Source organism: Micromonospora yongxingensis, from assembly GCF_052601155.1.
The window spans coordinates 1-24333 of record NZ_JBQXEO010000032.1 but is presented as its reverse complement, the minus strand read 5'-3'; the positions used below and the strand labels follow the sequence as shown (position 1 = coordinate 24333).

Here is a 24333-nt window from a genome sequence, read left to right as displayed (position 1 = left end):
CCGCCGGTCCACGAGCCCGCGGCCAGGCGGGCCCGGCAGCCCATTGACAGCTTCCACACGGGGGCCTAAACAGGAGTTCGACGGTCATCGATGAGAACGATGCCCTCCAGCCGCACGCTGAGAAGGGAACCACCACCGTGACCACGAGACTCCTCTCCGCCGTACTGACCGCCGTACTCGCCCTCGGGTTGTCCATCGCCGGCGCCGGGCCGGCGGTCGCCGGGCAGACCAGCCTGCGGGCCGCCGACCCGAGCGTGATCCGCGTCGGCGGCACCTACATCTCCGTCCAGTCGCTCAACGGCGGCATCGCCGTGCGCCAGGCGTCGTCGACCGACGGGCTGGCCGCCGCACCGGCGCGGCAGGTGTGGACGGACACCCGCAACCTGGGCGAGGTCTGGGCCCCGGAGGTCGTCACCGACGGCGGCCGCTACTACATCTACTTCTCGGCCGGACGCGGCGCCGCGCACCGCATGTACGCGATCAGCTCGACGTCACCGGCCAGCGGCTACACGGCCGAGAGGCAGCTCGCGCTGCCCGGCGGCAAGTGGGCCATCGACGGCAGCCTGTTCACCTTCAACGGGCAGCGGTGGTTCGTCTGGTCGGGATGGGCCGGCGACACCAACGTCGAGCAGAACATCTACCTCAGCCGCATGAGCGACCCGCTCACCCCGACGGGCAACCGGTTCATCATCTCCCAGCCGAGGGAGAGCTGGGAACGCGTCGTCGGCAACCCGTTCATCAACGAGGCACCCGAGGCGATCCGGGACCCGAACGGGCAGCTCCACATCGTCTACTCCGCCAACGGGAGCTGGAGCGACCAGTACTGCATCGCCGACCTGCGACTGCGGGCCGGCGGCGACCCGACCTACGTGTGGGACTGGTACAAGTCCAACGGCTGCCTGTTCGGGTCGAACCGGGCCACCATGATGGCCGGCTGGGACCCCACGCTGCACGTTAACGGACCCGGTCACCACAGTTTCGTGCTGCTCAACGGCGACATCGCCACGAGCCCGCCCGCCGGGCCGAGGTTCCCGCTGATGTTCCACGCCGTACCGAAGGGCACCCCGTACTCGTGGGAGAACCGGTACTGGTACACCGGCACGTTCTGCTGGTGGGGCAACACCACCTACCGCCGCGCCAACGTGCCCGGCCCGACGACCGACACCGGATTCAGCATCAAGTTCTTCGAGTAATCGGCCCGAGGCTACTGCCGCCCTCACCGCCTGCTGGACTGTCCGCTGACCGACACACGATCGTGCGCCCACCTGCCGTGTTAGCCTTTCGTCGCGCCCCAGATGGGCCTACCCCCCGGAGATTGTGGCTACTTCAGCCGCCACGCCGAGATCAACACGACGTACGTGTGTCTCGCGCGGAGTCCGGGGCGTCCGTGCCCTCGGGGCTTGTCATCGGTGCGGTTGGTGAGCGCCGCAAACGTCCGGTCGGGTCTTCGGATCGATCGGAAAGACGAGACGCATGACAGTCACGTTCAACCACACCATCATCGCCACGAAGGACAGGAACGCGTCGGCCGCGTTCTACCGGGAGCTGTTCGAGCTGCCGGAGGCTCCCTCGTGGGGACCGTTCGTCAACGTCCTGCTCGACGAGGGCGTGCTGCTCCAGTTCGCCGAGCCGCCGGTGGACATCCAGATGCAGCACTACGCATTCCTCGTCGACGATGAGCTGTTCGCACGGTGCCTGGGGCGCATCGATGGTCGCGGCATCACGTACTGGGCCGACCCGCAGATGAAGCGGGAGGGTGAGACCAACACCGAGCACGGCGGGCGCGGGTTCTACTTCATGGACCCGGCGGGGCACGCCATCGAGATCATCACGCGCCCGTACCTGTAACAGTCTCGGGCACCGACTACACCCCCGGCCGAGGGTTGGTATCGGCGAGGGACGAGTCACCCATGTGGACGGCGGGCTGGTAGGAAGTAGCGAGTTGCCTCACCCTAGGGGAGATCATCGTGGCACGTTCCCAGTTGTCCCGCCGTTCGCTGTTGGCCGTCGGTGGCGCCGCCGCCGTCGCGCTCGGCGCCTCCGCGGCGAGCTCGTCCGCGGCCGCCGCCGCGCCGGCCGACAACCCTGTCGGTACGCCCGCCGAAGCGCTGCGCCGACTGCTCGCCGGCAACCGGCGGTTCACCACCGGCCACGGTCGGCACCCCCACCAGGGCCTGGACGACCTGCACCGGCTCGCCGCCGGCCAGCACCCGTTCGCCATCACCGTCGGCTGCGCGGACTCCCGGGTGGCCCCCGAGGTGCTCTTCGACCAGGGGCTGGGTGACCTGTTCGACAACCGGGTGGCCGGGAACATCGTCGACGACCTGCTGCTGGGCAGCGTCGAGTTCGCCGTGGAGGAGTTCGGCAGCCTGCTGATCGTCGTCCTCGGCCACGAGCGCTGCGGCGCGATCACCGCCACCATCGACGCCATCCACAGCGGCGCCTCGGCGCCCGGGCACATCGGCACCATCGTGGACAGCCTGCGCCCGATCGTCGAGCCGGTGCTGAACCAGCCCGGCGACCCGGTGGAGAACGGTGTCCGGGCGAACATCGCGGCGCAGGTGGCGGCGCTCTCCGCGCGCAGCCCGATCATCGCGGAGAAGGTGCACGAGGGTGCCCTGCGGGTGGTGGGCGCCCGGTACGACCTGGACAACGGGCGGGTCTCGCTGGTGGCGTGACGAGCATCCCCTGGCCGCTCGGATGGTACGAGCGGCCAGGGGACTCAGGACGCGGTTGGGATGTCGTCGACCGGGTGGTACTTCAGGAGGACCACACCGGAGGCGAAGGGCTCGGCGGACACCAGCTCCAGTCGTACGGGTGGTTGACCGCCGTCGAACAACGCCTTGCCTCGGCGCAGGTACACGGGATGCACCAGGAGGTGGATCTCGTCGATGAGCCGAAGATCGGCAAGGGACCGGATCACCGCGAGGCTGCCGTAGACCACGATGTCGCCGCCGGACCCCCGCTTGAGGTCGGTGATCTCGTCGGGGTCGAGGTGCGTGAGTCTCCGGGTGTTCCTCCAGGTTGCGATGTTTCCTGAGGCGGAGACGACGATCTTTTCCAAGGCGTCGACTCGCTGGGCATACCCTCGGACGGCGTCCGGTTCGTCAGGGTTCTGGGCGGCCAGCGGCCAGTAGCCGGCGAAGTCGGAGTGCGTGATCCGGCCCAGCATCAGGCTGCCGGCGTCGTCCACCAGATCCCGCTCGTACCTCTGAAGTTGGTCGTCGACCAGCAGCCAGTCCATCTCGTCGTCGGGGCCGGCGACGAATCCGTCGAGGCTGGTCCACATCGACACGACAATCTTGCGCATCTTCGTCCTCCGGCTTGTTGCGTTGGTCCTCGGCGCCGCGGTCGGTCCGCCTCGGCTGTGTTGGCCTCTGACCGCCCCCGAGCGCCGCGCGGACGGGCGCTGAGCAGGCTCATGAGAGCCAAGCTAGAGGGTCAACTCCTACAGAACAAGTGGCACTCCTGAATTAGGAGTCATGTAGTGTGGAGATCGTGGGCGGGACGCGTAGCTATGGGGATCCGTGCGGTGTCGCGCGTGGACTGGACATCATCGGTGAGCGGTGGGCGCTGCTGGTGGTACGCAACCTCCTGCTCGGCCCCAGGCGTTTCAACGACCTGCTCGCTGGCCTACCGGGAGTGAGCCCGAACGTGCTGAGCCAGCGGCTGCGCGAGCTGACCGAGCACGGTGTCGTGCAACGGCGGGACCTGGGGCCGCCGACGCGGGTCCACCTCTACGACCTCACCGAATGGGGCCGCGGCCTGGAGCCCGTCCTCCTACAGTTCGGGCGTTGGGGAAGCCAGTCCCCGCAGTTGCCCGAAGGCGACCTCGGCATCGACTCCCTGCTGCTGAGCATCAAGGCCGCCTTCGACCCGGCGCGAGCCGCTGACCTACGCGGCGTCTACGAGTTCCACATCGACCCCGACACGTACCTCGCCGAGGTCGCCGACGACTCGGTCCAGCTCCGTCGCGGCACAGCGCCCGAGCCCGATGCGACCCTCACCACCGACGTCGACACCCTCCGGGCCGTCTGTCTCCACCAGGTCACCATGGCGGTGGCACAGGACTCGGGCACGCTGCTCCTGAGCGGTGACGAGCACGCCAAGCGGCGGCTCACCGACCTTCTCCTGGCCCCGTTCGCACCCGCACCTCAGCCATCCACGCCCTGACGTTCGGGTGGGTGTGCGGGCCGGCCGACGACAGGACCCCCGCTGAGGGGCCCGACTGCGTCCCATCCCCGACCGACCCGCGCCGGTCAGTCGGTTGCCAGCCCTCGGGTCGCCAACTCGCTGAGCGAGACGTCGCCGCCGCCGAGCGCCGCGCGAGCCACCGCCGGCTTGCGCAGCTCGAACACCTCCACCATGCACGTCGGCGATTCGGCCCGTCGCCTGATTCCGTCGATCTCCTGCTGGTCCGGGTTGAACGGCAGCTTCCGCCACTGGTTCGCGGTCTCCTGCCAGTCGGAGGAGATGGACCTTGCCAGACCGTCGAGCAGGGTCGCGTACTCCGATGAACTGATTCTCTTACCCAACCCGTACCGCTTGCGCAGATCGATGATCTCGGCACTGGGCTCTCCGGAGTAACTGTTGTCCAGCCCGAGCCACCAGTGGGCGAAGTAGGTGCCCTGGTAGCCCTGGGCGAGGTAGCGCGACCCGTCGTGGTGCACCTCGATCAGGAAGTTGTGCACCTGGGGGAACTGACAGTCGAGCAGCAGAACGGTCTCCGCGCTGACGGGCTGGACGAGCAGAGCCTGCTGGAGCACCGCACCCTCACCCGTCCCGTAGGTGTGGGCGGACCGGCGAACGGGTTCGCCGCCCTTGTTGTGCAACTGCTCGCGGATCTGGAACGCGGCCATGCCACAGTTGGCCCACCTGCGGCTCTTGTCGCGCAGCGTGATGTGCGGGTCGTCGGTCCGACCCGTGCTCCCCACAGCCGCGTTGAGCTTCGCCCGGTCGTCGCCGTCGAGGGCCTTGTCACGCTGCCGTTGGGTGTCGGTGGCGCTTGTGAGCTCGCCCTGCGCGTACTTCGTCGCGGCGGCGACGGCTTCGGCCCAGGTGGCGAAGCTCTGGTCGCGCAGCAGGTTGCTCGCCGACCAGGTGGTCAGCCTGCCCACGACCTGTTCCTCGAAGTCGGCGGGCAGGAGTGGCTTGATCCGCGTCACGATCTCGGCGTACGCCTTGTCGTCGGTCTCCAGGTTGGGGATCTGGCCGTCCGGTGGGTACGTCGCCTTGTCCTCAGCGATGATCAGCATGCCGACCCTCCACAGTCCCTTGTGTACGGCCCGCCCCCACGGTGAGCCAAATCCAAGGCTGGACCAGCCGAGGGCCGGCAGTCCCCTCAACGTCGGACTTCCGTCCCCTGTCGCGACTGGCGAGGCCCGCCCGCCAGGCGGCAGCGGGGTCAGAGGGTGATGACCACCTTCGCCCGCGCGTGCTCACCTTCGAGGTACCGCATCGCCTGGGGCACCTCGTGCAGCGGATAGGTCCGGTCGATGACCGGGGTGAGGCGGCCGGCTTCGGCGTGGGCGCGGAGCGTGTCGAGGTGCTGCCGGCTGGGCGCCGTCGTCAGGACGACGATGCGCTGTCGGACGAAGGGTGCCAGCAGCCGCCCGCGCGCGATGAGCCCGATCGGTCCGAGGAGGCTGCCGCCGCGGTACACGCCGCCGCCGGAGAGCACCAGCGTCCCGGTCGGGGTCAGCACCCGCCGGAGAGCGGCGAGTGAGCGGTTGCCGACAAGGTCGAACACGACGTCGTGGCGGCGGGTGTCGTGGGCGAAGTCGTCGCGGGTGTAGTCGACGACGTGGTCGGCGCCGAGGGAGCGGACCAGGTCGACGTTGCGGGTGCTGCACACGGCGGTCACGGTCGCGCCGAAGGCTTTGGCCAGTTGCACGGCCAGGGTGCCGACGCCGCCGGAGGCGCCGTTGATGAGAACGCGGTGGCCGGGCTTGACCTGCCCGACGTCACACAGGCCCATGAGCGCGGTGATGCCGGCCAGCGGAAGGGCAGCCGCCTGCTGCGGCGTCAGGTTCGCCGGCTTCGCTGCGACCTGGGTCTCGGACACGCACACGTACTCCGCGAACGCCCCGTTCGCGTCGCCGAGGTCGCCGAAGACGGCGTCACCCGGGCGCACCTGTCGAACGTCGGCGCCGACGGCCTCGACCCGACCAGCGAAGTCGCGGCCGCGGATACGCGCCCGGGGCCGCGACCGGCCCATGGCCAACCGTGCCACCCGGGGATCACCACGCATGGCGTGCCAGTCGTACGCGTTGAGCGCGGCAGCCTCGACCCGCACGAGCACCTGGTCGGCGGCGGGCACCGGCACCTCGACGGCCGCGATCGTGAGGGTTTCCGGCGGGCCGTATCGGTCCTGGACGATGGCTCTCATTGCTCCTCCCCTCAAGGCGTACGGCGTACACCTTGAGGTTTGACTGTAGGTGTACGGCGTACACCTGTCAAGGGGATTAGGGTTCAAACACCGCCGGACGTTGAGGAGCGAGATGGCTGAGCAGGCTGAGACGCTGCGCCGGACGCCGCTGAGCAGGGATCGCGTCCTGCGCGCCGCCGTCGCGCTCGCGGACGAGGCCGGGATCGAGTCGCTCAGCATGCGCAACCTCGCACAGGATCTGGGCGTCGTGCCGATGGCCCTCTACAAGCACGTGACCAACAAGGACGAACTGCTCGACGGCATGATCGACGTGGTCGTCGGCGAGATCGACCCGCCGGTGCCCGACGCCACCTGGAAGCACGCGGTCCGCCAGCGCATCCTCTCGGCGCGGCAGGTGCTGCGGCGCCACCCCTGGGCGCCGCTCGCGATCGAGTCGCGGAACATGGCGACGCCGGGCGTCCTGACCTACCTCGACTCGATGATCGGGACGTTCCGGGCCGGCGGGTTCTCCGTCGACCTCACGCACCACGTGATGCACGCGATGGGCAGCCGGATCCTGGGCTTCAGCCAGGAACTGTTCGACGCGTCCCGCCGCGCGGGCCGGTCCGGCACGACCGAGCCGGACCCGCCGACGGCCCTACCACCGGAGGTCGCGGCCAGGTTCCCGCACGTCGCGGAGATCGCCATGGCCGCGTCCCACGACGACGCGTCCGTCGTAGGGCAGGGCTGCGACGACCAGTTCGAGTTCGAGTTCGCGCTGGACCTGCTGTTGGACGGCATCGAACGGCTGCAACAGCAGGGCTGGAGTTCGTCGCGCCGACCCCGATGAGACGTCAGCCGGAGCCGATCACTCCAGCGTCCAGGTGATGGCGGGAGGGTGGACCCGGGCGCACACCGGCCCACCCGCGGCGTCGGTCAGCCCGAGTCGGCCGACCAGAATCCCGCGGTCCTCGTGCGCGGCGCGGAGCAGCTCGTCGGGATGTCGGTGAACATCAACTTCGCCCGCCTGAACATCGCGAAGCCGTCATCGGTCACCGCGCCCCAGCTCAGGTACAGGAACCGTGCTCCGGGGCGCCCATGCACCCACGGCCCGCCGACGTCGAGCATCCCGTCGACCTCCCGGCTGGACACCTCGAAGCGCCATGTCGCGCTCGCCGCGTCGGCCGGTACCTGATCGACCACGTCGGCCTTGCGCTGGACCCCGACGTGCACGTTGCCGAGCCGCAGGGCGTCGGCTTCCGCACCGGCGCGCCGCCCCGGGAGGTCGCTGCCGTCGATCCGGATCCGCACACCACCGACTCTAGTTTCCCGACCACCATCGTCGGCCGGGCCGGTGTCCCTTCACCGGGGTACGGCTTCGTCCACGCGTGCGCCTGGTACCAACCGCCATCCGGCCCCGCCGTGGGCCCGATCTGGTTGATCGAGCCCGGACGGGGCCGGATGTCCTGTGTGCTGCTGGCGACTGCCCTCAGGCTTCGGACGTGTGGAGGTGTCCTCAGCGCCCTTTGTCGTCGAGGGCGGCGACCTCCCGTACGGCCTCGGCGATGGCCGGGAAGTCCTTCTTGAGGATCGCCCCGTGGTTGCTGGTGACCTTCGCGCCGATCCGGATGTTCGGGTTGCGGGCGGTCACCGCATCGAGGCTGGTACGAATGCGTTCCTGCTCGTCACCCTTGCTTCCGAAGGACGTCCCTGAGGCGACCACGTACCGCACCGGGACGGTGATGGCGTCCAGCACTGGGCCCAGCTCGCGCTCGCGGGAGAGCTTGCCGACCTCGATGTTGCTGTTCGCCTGCTGTTCGGCGGTCATCCGCGGGGCCAGGCCCGTCGGGCGCAGCAGCGGCAGGAACCAGCTCATCCGCCGGAACAGCTTGCGGATCCGCTGCTCCATGGCGTCGTCGAGCCAGTCGTACGGGAACGCGCCGTCGACCAGGACCGCACCCAGCGTGCGCTCCGGGTTCCGGCCGGCCCAGTGCGCCCCGATGAGCGCGCCGTAGGACCAGCCCACCAGCAGCGCCCGGTCCACACCCCGGGCCGCGAGAACGGCATCGACGTCCCGGACGCCGGCCTCGAAGGAGTAGTCCGCCGAACGCTTCGACTTGCCGCGGGCCCGCTCGTCGTAGGTGATGTGCCGCCACCCCGTCCCCAGTTCCGCGATGACCCGCCGCCAGTACCCCTGGGTGGCGAACTGGCCGTTGAGGTAGAGGACAGGGATACCGGGGCCGCCGGTGTCGGTGACGGCCAGGGCCGTGTCGTCGACCGGCACCATGCCGGTCCACTGGGCATTGGTCGACGAGGTGCTGTTCATCGTCATGGTTCCACTCCTGGTCGGGTTGACGTCGTGTTCAGAGGCTGCGGGCGGTGATGTCGCCGTGGGAGGTGGTGGCGTGGATGTCGAGCTGGGTGTTGCCGTTGTTCTTGAGGGCGTTGCTGACGCGGCCGTAGCCGGTGCCGGCGTCCAGGGCGGCCGAGACGCCGGTGGCGGCGGCGATCGAAATGTCGCCGGACTGGGTGCCCAGCACGACCCTGCCGCGCACGGCCTCGGTGATCCGGATGTCGCCCCGCGCGGTGCGGATCTCCGCGGGGCCGTTGAGCCGGCCGACCTCGACATCGCCATCGATCGCGGTGAGGCGGACGCTTGCGGCCTCGTCGATCTTGATCCGGCGGTACGCGCCTTCGAAGGCGACGTCACCCAGTCGTCCGACGCCACGGAGTTCGGCGCTGGCGGTCTTGGCCTCGATGCGGGAGTCGGCGGGCAGTTGGACGGTGACCTCCAGGGATCCGGAGGGACCGATGAGCTGGTTGGGAGTCGAGGTCGTGATCCGCAGGACGCCGTCGACGTAGGCGGCGGTGGTCCGCTCCGCGGTCTTGACGTCGCGGCGCTTGGAGGGGTCGGTGGGCAGGATCTCGACGGTGGTGTCGGTGCGGTCTGCGGCGATGAACTGGATGCGTCCGGCGGGGATGTCCAGGACGGCGGAGATCGGGGCGGGGGTGTCGAACTTCTGCATCGTCTTCTCCGGTGCTCGCTCGTTGTTTCTGACACCGGAAACGCTACGTTGCTTTCCATGCGCCGACAACGCCGTCGTTGCATGCCACTTGCGTTTCCCCAGGCCAGCGTCGTGGAATCGTTGCAACACCCTTGGAATCAATGCAACGTACAACGTCTCATCATTGCAATGGGCGAAGAATGAACGCTATAGCGAGGGTCAGCGACGGCCATGAAGGATCACCGGCAGCTCACGTCACCGCACCTCGGCCGGCGCGATCGGTGACGGCTGGCCCGACCCGACCGTCTATTCGGGCTGGTCGGCGGTCCTGCGGTCCTCGCCGTACTCGCCGCGGATGGGCAGGTAGTAGGCGGGCAGGAAGCCGGCGATGATGGCGACGCCCGCGATCGGCACGAACGCGCCGACGAGGATGCCGGAGCCGATCCAGAGCAGCGCGAGCGCGAACCGGCGGCCGATCGCCCGGACGCCGAAGGGGCCGAGGCTGGGGTCCAGCAGTCTGGCGCGGCGGAGATGGGCCCAGATGATGTTGAACAGGGCTGCCGCCAACCACAGTGTGGTGCCGTAGACGACGACCGCCGTACGCAGGCCCTGCTCCGCGCGCAACGCGCCGGCGAGCAGCGACGTGGAGAACGACAGGAACGCGATGACCATCAGGAGCACCGTGTTGAGGAACAGGACCTCACGGTCGACGTGCCGGACGCGGTCGAACATGACGTGATGGTTGACCCACACCTGCCCGATGAGCAGGAAGCTCAGCGTGTACGCCAGGTACGACGACCACAACCCCCCGAGGCCCCGCAGGAGATGCCCGAAGTCCTCCGGCGGTTGGATCTCCAGCACGAGAAGCGTCACCGCGATGGCGAAGACAGCGTCGCTGAAAGCCGCCAGCCGGCCCGGATTACGCGCGAGCCGTGGAGTGCCGTCGTTGGAACGCACGCCCTGATAACGCAGCACGTCCGCTTCCGCCACGCTCGGCGGCAGCCCGGTCGCGGTCTAGTTCTGCGGTGCCAGGGTGCGCAGGACGCAGAACTCGTTGCCCTCGGGGTCGGCCAGGACCACCCACTTCCGGTCTGCGCCCTGGCCCACATCCGCCCTGGTGGCGCCGAGGCCGAGCAGCCTGCTCACCTCGTCCTCGGTGCTGCCGTCGATCGGGCTGACGTCGAGGTGCAGCCGGTTCTTCACGGTCTTACCCTCGGGCACCTGGATGAACACCAGGGTGGGCGACATCTGGCGGGCCCGGACATCCTCGACGGTCGGCACCCAGGAGCCGGTCTCGACCTTGCCCTCGCCCCGATCGATCACGTCGAAGTCCAAGACCTCGCACCAGAAGGCCGCGAGCCTCTCCGGATCGTGGCAGTCAACGGCCAACTCGGTGAACCTACTTGTCACGACTCCCCCTCAGCACGAGCGGCGCTCAGAGTATGCCGCCCGTCCGACAGCTCCGAGATCCTCCTGACGTGCCAACGGCCGGCACCGAACCTCGGCCGGCGCGGCGTCGACCAGCATCACCCTCCAGGCGTGGACCACCCAGGGGCCAGCCACGGGGTGAAGAGTCATCCACAATGTCCCTGCTCCATGAACTGCTGAGACAAGGACCGACAGTGAACTGGACAGACCGGATCGTTGACGCGACCAGGTGGCGTCAGGAGCCTTCCGGCGTCGACTGGGCCGACGTCGAATCGGAGCTCGGGGTGACACTGCCGACCGATTACAGGGAGATCTGCCGCCGCTTCGGACCGGGATCGTTCTCGGCATACCTGTACGTTCTGCCGCCGACCGCCGATCAAGGTTCGACGTCACTGCTCGGGACATGGCGGAGGTATCGGCAGGACAACTGCGAGGGCGACATGATCGAGCGGTTCCTCGCGCCCTACGGACTGTATGAGCCGGACAAGGGACCGGGTCTGATCAGCTGGGCTTCGGACCAGACCGAGGGCGAGTACTTCTGGCTGGCTGACCGCTCGGTGGACGCCGACCGGTGGCCGTTGATCGTCCGAAAGGACCCGCTGGAGCCGTGGCACCGGCTCGACATGTCCATCGCGGAATTCGTCTATCGGCTGATTGCCGATCCGGAGTTCAAGCCCTTCACGGTCGCTGATCCGCCGCGACGGGCGTTCTATCTGCCAGCCGGACAGACCATTTCCAGCGCCGAGGAATGGGATGCCTTCACCGACCCGGACCGGGAGAGCTGACCAGCCAACCACGCTCTCACCACGACGCCGTCCACATCAACGGTCGACGGAGCGCCAACAGGGGGTGGTTGACACCCGGCGACACGTCTCGTGGAAGCGGAGCTGGTTATCGGGTCAGGCCGACCAGCGTCGCCAGTCGCGCCACGCCTGCCGGTGCTGGGTGGCCCCGGGCCACTTCAGCGATCACGGTACGCGCCAGAGGCCGGCACCGAACCTCGGCCGGCGCGACGCTGTCCGCGTCTACCAGGGCGCGTGCGGCGCCGCGCAGGTCACCGACCTGGAGGTACGCCCGTGCGGCATCCACGAGGTACGCACCCCGGTACTCGGCCGGTAGCCGCCGCCACGCCTCCCGCCGAATCACCATCATGTGCCGCTGCACCGCCTCGGCGGCGTCACCCCGCAAGACGGCCACCACCACCCGCGCCAGGTCGACGACGATCGGCCCGAAGCTGGTCCGGTGCGGGTCGTCGTACCCCCGGAGCCCGGCGGCGATCCCCGCGGCCCGGTCGGTCAGCTCCTCGGCGCGGCGGGTGTCGCCGCAGCCGGCGGCGGCCAGGGCGGCCTGGAGCAGCAGCGTCCCGCACACCGCCCACTCCCCCGCCGGCCGCTGCGGCGTGGGCGTGATGCGGTTCGCGGCGGCGAGCGTCGCGGCGAGGGCCAGCCGATCGCGGCCCGACGCGCGCAGCGCCTGCCCGACCGACACGGCCGCCGTCGCCGCGAGGACCCTGTCGTCGCCCGCCACGGCCATTGCCCGGTCGGCGGCCAGCCACCCGAGGTCGGCCTCGCCGAGCTTCACCAGCACAGACGAGGTGATCCGGTACGCCTGCACCAGCAGCTCCGCTGACTGCGCGCCCTGGGCGGCGTCGAGCAGGCCCGGCAGCACTCGCACCAACTGCGCGTAGTGCGCGTGCTGATAGGTCAACCAGGCGTACCCGACCTGCCTTCTCAGCTCTTCCGCTGTCTGGTCTGGGGCTTGCGGGGTGTCGTAGCGGGCGAGAGCGGCCCGGATGTCGTCCACCCCGTCCGGCGTGCCGGCCGGTGTGCTTCGAGGCTGGCCGAGCAGCACCTCCGGGTCGACCCGCAGCACGTGGGCCAGCTCCTGGATCACCGAGTACCGGTCCAGGGTGCGGACGCCCCGCTCCACCTTGTCCACCCAGCTCTTCGACCTGCGTAGCCGGTCGGCGAGCATCTGCTGCGTCATCTGCCGCCGCACTCGCCAGCGCGCTACCCGGCGGCCGATCGGCAGGTCATCGCTGGTCACGCCGCCACCGCCGGTCCGGGACCGCGCGGGTGGTGTCCTCCACCGGTACGCGCTCTGCCTCGGCCTGCGCCAGGAGGCGTTGTTTGGCAGCCTCCCGCTCGGCCGTCTCCGACTGCTCGCCTTTGCTCGCTGACTCATCGCCCTGCATTGCCACCTCCGTCAACCCAGGGCGGGACGCTCAGACTTGCCACCACCCAGGACTCTTGCAATCAGAAAAGCGGGCTGCCGGTCGACTGACCAGATGGCAGGCGATGCGCTCCATTGCGCTGCCCAGGACGTGGGTTGCGCAGGGTTGCGCGGGTCCCCATCGGACCGCAGCAGCCCATAGGCTCGTCACTGGTAGTAGTTGGCTGATGCCTGGAGGCGGAACCATGGCGCGACCGGTGACGAACGCAGCGTTCGAGGGGCTGTTGCTTGCCGCCGGCTACAGCAACGCCCACGCAGCCTTCGCTCGCCAGCTCAACCACGCCGGCCGCAACGAGGGCGCCTGGCGCTACGACGCTGCCAGCGTCTACTGGTGGCTGCGCGGTCGCCGGCCTGGCGAACATGTACAGGCCGCCATGGCCGAAACACTTGCCCGCAAGCTCGGTCGCTCAGTCGCCGTCACGGAGCTGGGGTTCGGCGCAGCCGACAGCATCGGAGTGTGTGTCTACCCCGCGTCCGTTGATGGGGCGATCGATACCGCCGAGCAGATCTGGACGAGGCTGGCCAGGCACCTCAACCAACACGCCAGCGGTATGTTCGACAGCGGCAAAGCGCTTGAGGCAGCGCTCGGCTGGCGGTATGACTTGCCCGACGACACGGTCAGCCGGAGCGGCCGGCAACAGGTCACCTCCACGGATGTTCAATCGCTGTACGCGCTGGCGGAACACTTCACCGATCTCGACCGCCGTCACGGAAGCGGCGGTCCGCGCACCCGTGCCGTCATGGCCGACTTTCTCGTACGTCAGGTCGCACCCATGCTGCGCGGCACCTACACCGATGCCGTGGGGCGCGACCTCATGCGTGCAGCGGCAACCCTCTCGGGCCAACTCGCCTTCATGTCGTATGACGCGGGCGATCAAGCCCTCGCGCAACATCACGTGACCCTCGGCCTGCGGCTCGCCAAGGCCGCCGATGACCGCCTCTACGGCGCTCACCTGCTGGCGAACCCCGCCACCCAGGCTGTGTTCTTGGGCCACGCCCGGGAGGCAGCCCAACTCGTCGAAGCAGCCATTGATGGTGCCGGCCACGCACCCGCCGCAGTCCTCGCTCGGCTGCACGCCACCGCCGCCACCGCGTACGGGCATTCAGGCGAGCGTCGGGCCTGTCAGCTCGCGCTCGCCAAGGCTGAGCGTGCTCTCGGGCGAGCGGGCACAGACTCAGGTCCACGCTGGGTCAACTATTTCAGCCCCGCCCATCTCGCCGGGGCCGCACTAAGGTGCCTGGGCGACCTGCATCTGTACTCACAGGCCCTCCGCCACGCTGCCGCCGCGCTCGCCCTCGACAGCCAGAACGTCCGGACCCGTGCCCTGCACACCGCACTCATTGCCGTGACTCATGCACGCGCTGGAGACACCGATGCCGCCTGCGACTGGGGCCGGAAGTTCACGCAGCACGCTGTGGGCATCCAGTCGGCGCGTGTACAACAACGCGTCCGCGAACTCACCACCACGCTCAGACCTCAGCACGCATCGCCCCAGGTCAACGAAGTCCTGCATACCCTCGCAGCCAAGCCAGCGGCCATGTAAAAGCGAGAGCCGCCTAGACATGTCCGCTAGCGTCACCGAGGTGACCTGGACGGAGCCCGCCACCTGGTACGCGAACCTGGCTTCCTTCTACGCCGCCGCCGCGGCTTTCATCACCAACCCGGCGGGCAATGTTTTACTCGTGAAGCCTACGTACCGCGACCACTGGGCCTTCCCAGGCGGCTATGTAGACGAGGGCGAATACCCACACGATGCCTGCGCCCGCGAGATCCGCGAGGAGTTCGGGGTTTCTCTGGCGGTTGGCAATCTGCTCGTCGTTGACTGGTCGCCGCCTGCCGGGCCGCGGCCGCGCGCGATCGTTAGCTTCACATTCGATTGCGGGTCAATCACCAAACTCGACGGCCTCGCGTTACCGGGGCAGGAGTTGGAGGACATCGGCTTTTTCACGCACAAAGAGGCCGAGCAGTGTCTGCCCGACAACGTAGCCCCACGCGTTCATGCCGCGATGCGCGCACGCGCCCGACACGTTCCGGTTTACCTCGCCGGCGGCTCCGTTATCCCGTTGCCCTCATGAACTGGCAGCAGCCATTCAACATCTGAAGGCTTGCTGCTTTCGGTGCGGGCAGCGGGAGCGCGGTGCTGGTTACGCCAGACACGGTTCCCTGAGACAGGCGTGAATTCTCCAGTGGGATAGGCCTAGTCGGCCTCCTAAATTGGGAACTCTCCTTGGACGTACCCACTAGCACCTTGAACTGGGAGCAACGCTTGCATCGCCTCCCTCTCTTCATGCGAAAGAGTTAGGAGTAGCGGAAGTGCGTAGCGAACAAACTCTCTGATTCCGTAACTGGCGGTAGTATGTCCGCTAGCGCTCCCAGTAAGGAGATCGCAAATTAGCCCACGCGAAGAACGCAGGTTGACGGTGGCGGTGGTGACAAGGGAGTCCGGACGTCGCGCGTGTTGCTTGACCTCGGCACGGGACATGACGTCCTTATCGGATGTTGACTCGAAGGTAATAGTTAGCTCTGGGGTTCTTACTCGAACATTCTTGACAACCAGGTCCGCGCCCTTGGCTCGGGCCGCCACTTCGCGCACTGTCGGTGCACGCAGATCCTGCTCGGGGGGAAGTTGATTCTTGGAGCTAGCCAGGTGAGCAGTCCAGCCTCGCCCTCGTAATACGAGACACCCACTCTCGATGAGCCAACGTGGGACGACTTCCGGCTCTCCCAAGCGCTCTTGCTGTTGTACTACTCGAAGCCCACGCGCAGAAAGTCGGTCTGCATTCGCAGCGACAAGGCTCTGCAATCCCGGCGAGTAATCTGGAACGTCCATCTCGCCAAGTTGTTCCAGCGATATGTTGCGACCGACGCGATGCCAGAAATCTGTCACCTGCGTCTCTACGACCTCGAGAAGAAGGGAAACGTCTTCTCCAGTAAGGGGGCCAGCTAGGCCAAGGCTACCACGGGGAAAGGTTGATGCGCTTCCGCCGTGACCCTCCCAAACCGCTTGGACTACCCGAGTCATCCGACCAGCCTGCTCGGGATCCAAATACTCGGCGAACAGCTCGACTGCTGCTGCGGTCGGCGCCGACTCAAGACGTTGGGCGGCACCGAATCCCGTCGATGCGTGCTCAGCAACCGACCGCGACGCCTCCTCAGTGAGGATCCCCCGGCCACCCTTCAAAAGCGCATGTCTCAAAAGTTCCACTACCGGTTCGTCTGAACGCCCGATTTCATCGACTGCATCAGGATCCGTTATGAGAACATCTGCTTGCTGTGCCTCTCTAGCTAGATCCTCAGTGGCAGCATAATACCTCTGCGGATTGGGCTGCAAGGCCATTACGATTGGCTTGTTCGACGAAATCCAACGAAGTTCATCCCTGATCCAGCGTGGGTCTTCACTAGGTCTAAGAAAAACAAGCCTTTCTCTGTTTTCCCTGGGCCAGGAAAGAACCATGTCGGGCGCGAAGGTGTGATTGAAATACTCCGTGAACTTCACTTCCGACGCGGGGTCCGCTTGTTGAAGATGCTCCCCCACGGTTGATTTAATTATTCGGATTCTGTCGTCCGGGTTCGGATAGTCCAGGAGGCGGCCTAATAGGCTAGTGCGATATTTCTGCATCCCTAAACCGCCCTTTCCGAGACCCGCATGAACTTCACCAATTCGTCCAAGTGGTCGTTGGAGATGACCAACTGCTCCTGCTTCTCGCAGAGCGTGATCATCCATAGGCGTTGGGCTGTTTCGAATACAGCCGTTTCATCGATCGCCTTGCGGGCCTCTTCTTCGTCAGTTGTACCGAAAATCATTTCACGATGATGAATGACAGCCTCTCGGACATTGTCTGGCGTCGTATGGGAGTCCCATTTCCGGGCCTGGAAAGGCGACCAGGAGATCCACATCATATGGTTGCAGCGATTCGGTTTCGCCTTGAATGAGATGTAGCACTTGGCCAGGAAGCTTCGAAAGTGCTCGGGTAAATCTAGCTCGCGCTTGTAGTTCTTGATTTCGGCGACAAAGGAGTTGTCATGGAATGAGCCGCCGCGCAGCTTTCCGCCGATGTCGAAGGAGAAGCCCTTTCCACCGTGGGGCCATTCAAACTCAAGCAATTCCCGAAAGAGGTCGTCTTTGACTGTCCAGGCGTGTGCTACACGGGTTGAGGCATCCAGCCACTCCTTCGCCCGGCGCAACCCATCAAAACCTGCTAGTTGTTGGATCTCCCCGGCCATCTTCGGAGCGTACCGAGGCGAATGCTCTGAGTACATAGCTGGATCGGCGATTGCGTTCGGCCGATCGTCCCGGTCCACCCTGGGCGACTCGGTCCCTCGTCGGGACCTGCGTACAGGTTACGCCGCAGCTGGATTGTCGTTTCTTCGTCCAGGTACGCGACGGACCCGGCCGATCGCGCCAGGTTTTCTCTAGCTAAATGGCATACCTGCTGGGCCCCCATGGAGACAGACGCGAAGACGTGGAAAGCCTCAGATCTCCTCTTGACAAGCGGACAGATGCCTTCGAGCTGGGCGGAGGTCTGTTCGGCTTGCCTGAGTCGGCGACAGATCGAATGGCCCCATCGCATGGCCCCGGTCAAATGCCAAGTCAGTCGGGCCTCACTCACAGCGCCACGATCGCCGCCGTCTCGGCAGGCAGCTGGATCCGGTCCCGCATCACCGTGACCCCCTCCCCCGTCGCCAGCAGCACTCGCCGCGCCACCCCCGGCAACGAGATCCCCTGCCCCCGCCCAGCCAGGTTCGCCACGACGAGCGTGTCCCCCCGCCGCATCAGCAGGAACTGATCCCCATGCTGCACGCTCACCGCGTGCAGCCGAGGATCCGACAGGTCAGGAAGAGACCGCCGCAGAGCGATCAACCGCTGGTAGAACGCGAACATCTCCCGATGCTCAGGCTTGTCCAGCTCCGCCCAGTCCAACCGCGACCGCACAAACGTCTGCGGATCCTGCGGATCCGGCACATCCCCCTCGGGCCACCCGTGCGCCGCGAACTCCCGCCGCCGCCCGGTTACCACCGCAGACGCCAACTCCGGCTCCGGGTGCGACGTGAAGAACTGCCACGGCGTAGACGCCGCCCACTCCTCCCCCATGAACAGCATCGGCGTGAACGGCGCCGTCATCAGCAGCGTCGCCCCCACCCGCAGCATCGAAGGCGACAGCGAAGCCGAGATCCGATCCCCCGTAGCCCGGTTCCCAATCTGGTCATGGTTCTGCAAGTAAGCCACCAGCCGATGCCCAGGCACACGCGGATCCAGCGGCCGCCCATGGTGCCGGTTGCGGAAGCTCGACCAGGTGCCCGCGTGGAAGAACCCGCCGGTCAGCACGTCGGCAAGGGTCTCCAGCGAGCCGAAGTCACCGTAATAGCCCTGCCGCTCCCCCGTCAGCAACGTGTGCAGCGCGTGGTGGGCGTCGTCGTTCCACTGGGCGTGCAGCCCGAACCCGCCCGCCTCCCGAGGGGTGATGAGCCGTGGATCGTTGAGGTCGCACTCGGCGATCAGGGACAGCGGCCGGCCCAGGTGCGTCGACAAGGACTCCACCTCGATGGCCAGCTCTTCGAGCAGCGGCACCGCCCGGGTGTCGGGCAGCGCGTGCACGGCGTCCAGGCGCAGGCCGTCGACGTGGTAGTCGCGCAGCCACATGAGCACACTGTCGATGATGTAGCGGCGTACCTCGTCCGAGTGCGGGCCGTCCAGGTTGACCGAGCGGCCCCAACTGTTGCTCTGCTCGGCGAGGTAGGGCCCGAACCGCGGCGCGTAGGCCCCGGAGGGCCCGAAATGGTTGTAGACGACGTCGAGGATCACCCCCAACCCGCGGGCGTGGGCGGCGTCGACGAGCCGTTTCAGGCCGTCGGGGCCGCCGTAGGGCTGGTGTGGGGCGTACCAGCAGACGCCGTCGTACCCCCAGTTGTGTTCGCCGTTGAAGGCGTTGACCGGGAGCAGTTCGATCAGGTCGACGCCGAGTGAGACGAGGTGGTCGAGGCGGTCGATGGCCGCGTCGAAGGTGCCCTCCGGGGTGAAGGTGCCGATGTGCAGCTCGTAGAGGATGCTGCCGGGTAGTTGCCGGCCGGTCCACGAGCTGTCGGTCCAGTCGAAGGCGCCGTGGTCGTACAGGCGGCTCGGGCCGTGGACACCGGAAGGCTGCCACGCCGAGCGCGGGTCGGGCAGCGGATGGTCGTCGTCGTCGAGCAGGAACGCGTAGTCGGTGCCGGGGCCGGTGTTGGGCACCTCGACCCGCCACCAGCCGTCGGCGGCGGCGCGCATCTCGTGGTCGGTGGCACCGGGCAGGTGCAGCCGGACCCGGGCGGCGTCCGGCGCCCACACGGTGAATTCGGTCATCGCGCAGCCTCCGCGGAATCGGTGGGAGCCAGCAGAGCGACGGGGTAGTCGGCCAGAAGGTCGGCCAGGGAGGTCTCTCCGCCACTGTAGACCCGACCGGTGAACAGGTCCTTCACCTCGTTAACGGGAAGCGACAGGACTGTGTCACTCCAACCACCGGCGCGGGCCAGGCCCAGCGGCAGTCGGGTCGCCACGGCGATCGCGCCACCCCGGTCGAAGGCCACCACGTGCCGGCCCGCCGGGCCGTGCGCGGGCACCGGCCGGTAGCCGGTGAACAGGTCCGGGTGCGCGCGGCGCAGCCGCAGGGTCCGCGAGACCACCAGCAGCTTCGCGGCGCCGCTGTCGTCCACCGGCGGCTGCCAGCCGCCGTCGAGACGCGCCAGCACCTCCCGGCGTACGGAGAAGTCGACCGGGCGGCGGTTGTCGGGGTCGACGAGCGAGTTGTCCCACAGCTCGGTGCCCTGGTACGTGTCGGGGATGCCGGGCATGGCGAGCTGCACCAGCTTCTGGCCCAGTGAGTTGCACCAGCCGGCCGGGGTGATCGCGGCCGCGAACTCGGTCAGCTCGGCGTGCAGCCGCGGGTCGTCGTACATGGTGTCGACCACGTCGTGCATCGCCTGCTCGAAGGCCGGGTCGGGGTCGCCCCAACTGGTCGAGGTCGCGGCTTCTCGGGCGGCCTTCTCCACGTACGCGTGCAGCCGCTCCCGCTCGATGGGCCAGGCGCCGACGGCGGTCTGCCAGAGCAGGTGAGCGAAGGCCGGGTCGGGCAGCGGCGCGTACCCCATCCAGGCGGTGACCTGCTCGCCCCAGCGTTGCGGCAGTTCGCTGAGCACGGCCATCCGCGCGCGGACGTCCTCGCTGCGTTTCGTGTCGTGGGTGGAGACGGTGGTCATGCTGGCCGGCCAGCGGACCTGCCGGGCGATGGCGAAGCGGTGGAACTCCGCCGGCGGCACCCCGAAGTGGGCGGGTGTGCCGCCGACCTCGTTGAGCGCCACGAACCGGGTCCAGCGGTAGAACGCGGTGTCCTCCACACCCTTGGCCATGACCGCGCCGGTGAGCTGGGGGAAGCGCTGCGCCAGCTCGTCGTCGGGGTCGCGCAGCCGTCGGGTGATCGCGTCGAGGGCGGTGGCCAGGTCGGGGCGGCGCCGGCCGGCCTCCGAGCGGGCGGCGGCCAGGTGCCGGGCACCGTGCGGCGGGTAGCCCCGGTAGACCGGGAACGCGGCGGCCAGCTCGGCGAGGGCCGCCCGCGCCGGCTCGGTGGGCACCTCGGGGGCGAGCGCGGCCAGCCTCGTCAGCTCGGCGGCGAGCAGCTTCGTGGCGGCGGCCAGCTTCGTGTCGTGGGTCAGGTTCTCCCACGAGGTGTGGTGCCCGACGAGGCGGGCGTCCAGCACCGTGAAGTCGCCCTCGGCGTCCGGGTCGACGAAGAGCCCGTTGACTGCGGCGAGGGCGTCGTAGCCGGTGGTGCCGTCCACCGGCCAGTCCGGCAGCTCCTCGCCGTACTCAAGGATCTTCTCCACCACGAGCCAGGCCGCCGGCGCGGCCTCCCGCAACCGGGTCAGGTAGCCGCCCGGGTCGCGCAGGCCGTCGGGGTGGTCGACGCGGATGCCGTCGACCTCACCGTCGGCGGCCCAGCGCAGGACCAGCTCGTGGGTGGCCGCGAACACCGCCGGATCCTCCACGCGCAGGCCCGCCAGGTCCGCGATGGCGAAGAACCGGCGGTACGTCAGCTCGGCGTCGCCGCGCCGCCAGGAGACCAGCTCGTAGTGCTGCCGGTCGTGCACCTCGCGGGGGCTGCCGTCGCCGGTGCCGTCGGCGACCGGGAAGCGGTGCTCGTGGTAGCGCAGCTCCCCGTCGACCAGCTTGAGGTCGTCCAGGGCGGCCGGGTCGTCGGCCAGCACCGGCAGCAGCAGCCGGCCCCGGTCCCAGTCGATGTCGAACCAGTCGGCGTACGACGAGGCGCGGCCCCGGCGCAGCACGTCCCACCAGGCGGGGTTGGCCGGTGGCACGGCCACCCCGGCGTGGTTGGGCACGATGTCGACGACCAGGCCGAGCTGCTTGTCGCGCAGGGCGCGCAGCAGCCGCTGCCGGGCCGCCTCGCCGCCCACCTCCGGGTTGACGGCCCGGTGGTCGACGACGTCGTAGCCGTGCGCGGAGCCGGGGGTGGCGGTCAGCAGCGGGGCGCTGTAGAGGTGGCTGACGCCGAGGTCGGCGAGGTAGTCGACGATCTCGGCGGTGGCGTCCAGGTCGAAGCCGGGCCGCACCTGCACCCGGTAGGTGGCTGTCGTCTTCGGCTTCTCGGGGTGAGGGGGCACCGCCATGTCAGACCGTCCTCTCCAACACCACCAGGGATCGGTCCGGCACCCGGACGGTGCCGCCCGCGCTGATCACCGTGACGTCGTCCGGTTCCGGTTCGGCGGTGCTGATGACCCGTTCCCACTTCTGGCCGTACTCGCTGCCCGGCAGGATGAAGTCCAGCGGCGCGTCGTGGGCGTTGAAGCACAGCAGGAACGAGGCGTCGTGGTGCTTCTGGCCGTACTGGCCGCGCTCGCGGATGCCCTCGCCGTTGACGAAGAGCGCCACCGAGCGGCCGAAGTCGTTGCCCCAGTCGTCGCCCGTCATCTCCCGGCCGTCCGGCGTGTACCAGGCCAGGTCGGGCAGCGGCTCGTCGACGTCACGCCCGCCGACCGGCAGGCCGGTGAAGAACCGGCGGCGGCGGAACACCTGGTGCCGGGCCCGGAACGCGGTCAGCGTCCGGACGAACTCCAGCAGGTGGGAGTCGGCATTGTCCCAGTCGACCCAGGCCAGCTCGCTGTCCTGGCAGTAGGCGTTGTTGTTGCCGTGCTGGGTGCGGCCCAACTCGTCGCCGTGGCCGATCATCGGCACGCCCTGCGACAGCATCAGGGTGGCCAGGAAGTTGCGCCGCTGCTTGGCGCGCAGGGCGAGCACCGCCTCGTCGTCGGTGTCGCCCTCCACGCCGGAGTTCCAGGAGCGGTTGTGGCTCTCGCCGTCCCGGTTGTCCTCGCCGTTGGCCTCGTTGTGCTTGTCGTTGTACGACACCAGGTCGTTGAGCGTGAACCCGTCGTGGCAGGTGACGAAGTTGATGCTGTGGAACGGTCGACGGCCGTCGTCCTGGTAGAGGTCGGCGGAGCCGGAGATCCGGGAGGCGAACTCGGCGAGCGTGGCCGGCTCGCCGCGCCAGAAGTCCCGCACGGTGTCCCGGTACTTGCCGTTCCACTCGGTCCACACCGGCGGGAAGTTGCCCACCTGGTAGCCGCCGGGGCCAACGTCCCACGGCTCGGCGATCAGCTTGACCTGGCTGACCACCGGGTCCTGTTGCACCACCTCGAAGAAGGTGGAGAGCCGGTCCACCTCGTAGAACTCCCGGGCCAGCGTCGCCGCCAGGTCGAAGCGGAACCCGTCGACGTGCATCTCCTGCACCCAGTACCGCAGCGAATCCATGATCAGTTGAAGCGAGTGCGGGCTGCGCACGTTGAGGCTGTTGCCGGTGCCCGTGTAGTCGACGAAGTAGCGGCGGTCCTCCTCGCTGAGCCGGTAGTAGCTGGGGGCGTCCACGCCCTTGAAGCTCAGCGTCGGCCCGAGGTGGTTGCCCTCGGCGGTGTGGTTGTAGACCACGTCGAGGATGACCTCGATGCCGGCCGCGTGCAGCGCCTTGACCATGCCCCGGAACTCCTGCACCTGCTGGCCGAGCCGGCCCAGCGCCGAGTAGCCGTGGTGCGGGGCGAAGAAGCCGATGGTGTTGTAGCCCCAGTAGTTGCGCAGCCCCAGATCCACCAGCCGGTGGTCGTGGATGAACTGGTGCACCGGCATCAGCTCGATGGCGGTCACCCCCAGCCGCTTCAGGTAGTCGATCATCACGGGCGAGGCGATGCCGGCGTACGTGCCGCGCAGCTCCTCCGGGATGTCCGGGTGCCGCATGGTCAGCCCGCGTACGTGGGCCTCGTAGATCACCGAGTGGTGGTACGGGGTGCGCGGCGGCTTGTCGTTGCCCCAGTCGAAGTACGGGTTGACCACCACCGACTTGGGCATGAACGGCGCCGAGTCGGTCTCCGACATCCGCTCCGGGTGCTCCAGGTCGTAGTCGTAGACCGCCGGGTCCCACTCGACGTCGCCGTCGATGGCCTTCGCGTACGGGTCGAGCAGCAGCTTGTGCGGGTTGCAGCGCAGCCCGTTGGCCTGGTCGTACGGGCCGTGGACCCGGTAGCCGTAGCGCTGCCCCGGCTCGATGCCCGGCAGGTAGGCGTGCCAGACGTAGGCGTCCACCTCGCGCAGCTCGACCCGCCGCTCGGCGCCGGTGTCCCACTCGTCGAAGAGGCACAGCTCGACCCGCTCGGCCACCTCCGAGAAGATGGCGAAGTTGGTGCCCATCCCGTCGTAGGTGGCGCCCAGGGGGTACCGCTCGCCCGGCCAGACCTGCATGTCGCTCCTTCGGACCATGGTCATGTGCGCCTCGCGCACGAGCGCACCGGCAGGGGTCGCCAGCGCGCACGCCGGTATTGCCCCGCGTCCCGACGCGCCAATCCATCCTTTCAGGGGATGCCCGGAATCCACCTGTCTGATGCGCGCTAAACCTTCAGGTGTCTTCCGTCACCTTGACCTCTCTCAGGATGCGCGACGGCGCTCGATGCCTTTTGCTTGTCCAGGGGCACGCGCCCGCGCGTAGCCCCACTCGGCCCTCGGCCACCCCGCCACCTCCCGCAACGCCGCCACCGCTGCCGGCGCGTACCACCATGCATGGACGGAGATTGATGTGACGACCCTGCGGGTCGGCGAGCAGATCGCTACCACCGCGGACCGGGTCCACCGGCCCACCCTGACCTCCCGGCCCCAGCTCCCGGCGCAGCCCGGCCCGGGGATCCCGCCGCAGACCCGTCGCATCCTGATGCTCTCGTGGGAGTACCCGCCGGTGCTCGTCGGCGGCCTCGGCCGACACGTCCACGCCCTG

The 24333-nt window shown here is 68.3% G+C and carries 21 protein-coding genes and 2 pseudogenes; 9 read left to right on the top strand and 14 right to left on the bottom strand.

Going from position 1 to position 24333, the window contains the following annotated elements; translation table 11 throughout:
* Positions 1 to 137 precede the first annotated feature (137 nt).
* The 3 genes from ACTWLT_RS28120 to ACTWLT_RS28110 all read left to right on the top strand — a co-directional run bounded on the left by ACTWLT_RS28120 (position 138) and on the right by ACTWLT_RS28110 (position 2678).
* The gene (locus ACTWLT_RS28120; RefSeq protein WP_445320953.1) at positions 138 to 1193 is read left to right on the top strand and encodes a glycoside hydrolase family 43 protein; all 1056 of its coding nucleotides are present in this window, start codon (positions 138 to 140) and stop codon (positions 1191 to 1193) included.
* Between the two features lie 280 nt (positions 1194 to 1473).
* Positions 1474 to 1848, top strand: a complete 375-nt coding sequence (locus ACTWLT_RS28115) for a VOC family protein (RefSeq protein WP_445320952.1) — start codon at positions 1474 to 1476, stop codon at positions 1846 to 1848.
* A gap of 119 nt (positions 1849 to 1967) precedes the next feature.
* Positions 1968 to 2678: a carbonic anhydrase gene (locus tag ACTWLT_RS28110; RefSeq protein WP_445320951.1), complete on the top strand. Its 711-nt coding sequence runs from the start codon at positions 1968 to 1970 to the stop codon at positions 2676 to 2678.
* 44 nt (positions 2679 to 2722) lie between these two features.
* On the opposite strand, the gene ACTWLT_RS28105 is transcribed toward ACTWLT_RS28110, so the two are convergent.
* Positions 2723 to 3310, bottom strand: coding sequence for a dihydrofolate reductase family protein (locus ACTWLT_RS28105; protein WP_445320950.1), 588 nt, complete (start codon positions 3308 to 3310; stop codon positions 2723 to 2725).
* 188 nt (positions 3311 to 3498) lie between these two features.
* On the opposite strand from ACTWLT_RS28105, the gene ACTWLT_RS28100 reads away from it, so the two are divergent.
* Complete coding sequence (locus ACTWLT_RS28100) at positions 3499 to 4173, top strand: winged helix-turn-helix transcriptional regulator (RefSeq protein WP_445320949.1); 675 nt, start codon at positions 3499 to 3501, stop codon at positions 4171 to 4173.
* 86 nt (positions 4174 to 4259) lie between these two features.
* Here ACTWLT_RS28100 and ACTWLT_RS28095 read toward each other — a convergent pair whose 3' ends face one another.
* Together ACTWLT_RS28095 and ACTWLT_RS28090 are read right to left on the bottom strand one after the other, a co-directional pair.
* Positions 4260 to 5255 carry a hypothetical protein gene (locus ACTWLT_RS28095; protein WP_445320948.1) on the bottom strand — a complete coding sequence of 332 codons (996 nt, stop codon included), beginning with the start codon at positions 5253 to 5255 and terminating at the stop codon, positions 4260 to 4262.
* Between the two features lie 149 nt (positions 5256 to 5404).
* On the bottom strand, positions 5405 to 6388 hold the full coding sequence (locus tag ACTWLT_RS28090; RefSeq protein ID WP_445320947.1) for an NAD(P)-dependent alcohol dehydrogenase: 984 nt from the start codon (positions 6386 to 6388) through the stop codon (positions 5405 to 5407).
* 112 nt (positions 6389 to 6500) lie between these two features.
* Between ACTWLT_RS28090 and ACTWLT_RS28085 the strand changes: the two genes are divergently transcribed.
* Positions 6501 to 7217 carry a TetR/AcrR family transcriptional regulator gene (locus ACTWLT_RS28085; protein ID WP_445320946.1) on the top strand — a complete coding sequence of 239 codons (717 nt, stop codon included), beginning with the start codon at positions 6501 to 6503 and terminating at the stop codon, positions 7215 to 7217.
* An 18-nt stretch (positions 7218 to 7235) separates the two neighbouring features.
* On the opposite strand, the pseudogene ACTWLT_RS28080 reads toward ACTWLT_RS28085, so the two are convergent.
* From ACTWLT_RS28080 to ACTWLT_RS28060, 5 genes and pseudogenes are all read right to left on the bottom strand, one after another.
* Positions 7236 to 7678, bottom strand: a pseudogene (locus ACTWLT_RS28080) (DUF5990 family protein).
* Between the two features lie 205 nt (positions 7679 to 7883).
* Positions 7884 to 8699: an alpha/beta fold hydrolase gene (locus ACTWLT_RS28075; protein ID WP_445320945.1), complete on the bottom strand. Its 816-nt coding sequence runs from the start codon at positions 8697 to 8699 to the stop codon at positions 7884 to 7886.
* A gap of 31 nt (positions 8700 to 8730) precedes the next feature.
* Complete coding sequence (locus tag ACTWLT_RS28070; RefSeq protein ID WP_445320944.1) at positions 8731 to 9393, bottom strand: DUF4097 family beta strand repeat-containing protein; 663 nt, start codon at positions 9391 to 9393, stop codon at positions 8731 to 8733.
* A 285-nt stretch (positions 9394 to 9678) separates the two neighbouring features.
* Entirely contained in the window at positions 9679 to 10347 is a 669-nt protein-coding gene (locus ACTWLT_RS28065) for a TMEM175 family protein (RefSeq protein WP_445320943.1), read from the bottom strand.
* Between the two features lie 39 nt (positions 10348 to 10386).
* On the bottom strand, positions 10387 to 10782 hold the full coding sequence (locus tag ACTWLT_RS28060; protein ID WP_445320942.1) for a VOC family protein: 396 nt from the start codon (positions 10780 to 10782) through the stop codon (positions 10387 to 10389).
* A gap of 212 nt (positions 10783 to 10994) precedes the next feature.
* Between ACTWLT_RS28060 and ACTWLT_RS28055 the strand changes: the two genes are divergently transcribed.
* Positions 10995 to 11585, top strand: a complete 591-nt coding sequence (locus ACTWLT_RS28055) for an SMI1/KNR4 family protein (RefSeq protein WP_445320941.1) — start codon at positions 10995 to 10997, stop codon at positions 11583 to 11585.
* Between the two features lie 106 nt (positions 11586 to 11691).
* Here the strand turns inward: ACTWLT_RS28055 and ACTWLT_RS28050 are convergent, their stop codons facing one another.
* Complete coding sequence (locus ACTWLT_RS28050; protein ID WP_445320940.1) at positions 11692 to 12846, bottom strand: helix-turn-helix domain-containing protein; 1155 nt, start codon at positions 12844 to 12846, stop codon at positions 11692 to 11694.
* Entirely contained in the window at positions 12833 to 12994 is a 162-nt protein-coding gene (locus ACTWLT_RS28045) for a hypothetical protein (protein ID WP_445320939.1), read from the bottom strand. The genes ACTWLT_RS28050 and ACTWLT_RS28045 overlap by 14 nt, the downstream gene beginning before the upstream one ends.
* A 223-nt stretch (positions 12995 to 13217) precedes the next feature.
* On the opposite strand from ACTWLT_RS28045, the gene ACTWLT_RS28040 reads away from it, so the two are divergent.
* Together ACTWLT_RS28040 and ACTWLT_RS28035 are read left to right on the top strand one after the other, a co-directional pair.
* The gene (locus ACTWLT_RS28040; protein ID WP_445320938.1) at positions 13218 to 14576 is read left to right on the top strand and encodes an NsdA family TPR-like regulatory protein; all 1359 of its coding nucleotides are present in this window, start codon (positions 13218 to 13220) and stop codon (positions 14574 to 14576) included.
* Between the two features lie 40 nt (positions 14577 to 14616).
* Entirely contained in the window at positions 14617 to 15108 is a 492-nt protein-coding gene (locus tag ACTWLT_RS28035) for an NUDIX domain-containing protein (protein WP_445320937.1), read from the top strand.
* Positions 15109 to 16654: 1546 nt separating this feature from the next.
* Here the strand turns inward: ACTWLT_RS28035 and ACTWLT_RS28030 are convergent.
* The 4 genes from ACTWLT_RS28030 to glgX all read right to left on the bottom strand — a co-directional run bounded on the left by ACTWLT_RS28030 (position 16655) and on the right by glgX (position 23807).
* On the bottom strand, positions 16655 to 17257 hold the full coding sequence (locus ACTWLT_RS28030; protein ID WP_445320936.1) for a hypothetical protein: 603 nt from the start codon (positions 17255 to 17257) through the stop codon (positions 16655 to 16657).
* Positions 17258 to 17639: 382 nt separating this feature from the next.
* Entirely contained in the window at positions 17640 to 19370 is a 1731-nt protein-coding gene (gene treZ / locus ACTWLT_RS28025) for a malto-oligosyltrehalose trehalohydrolase (protein ID WP_445320935.1), read from the bottom strand.
* Positions 19367 to 21688: a malto-oligosyltrehalose synthase gene (gene treY / locus ACTWLT_RS28020; protein ID WP_445320934.1), complete on the bottom strand. Its 2322-nt coding sequence runs from the start codon at positions 21686 to 21688 to the stop codon at positions 19367 to 19369. Before treY ends, treZ begins: the two co-directional genes overlap by 4 nt.
* A 1-nt stretch (position 21689) precedes the next feature.
* Complete coding sequence (gene glgX, locus ACTWLT_RS28015; protein WP_252414885.1) at positions 21690 to 23807, bottom strand: glycogen debranching protein GlgX; 2118 nt, start codon at positions 23805 to 23807, stop codon at positions 21690 to 21692.
* A 331-nt stretch (positions 23808 to 24138) separates the two neighbouring features.
* On the opposite strand from glgX, the pseudogene ACTWLT_RS28010 reads away from it, so the two are divergent.
* Positions 24139 to 24333: pseudogene (locus ACTWLT_RS28010) on the top strand (glycosyltransferase family 4 protein); the annotation flags it as partial.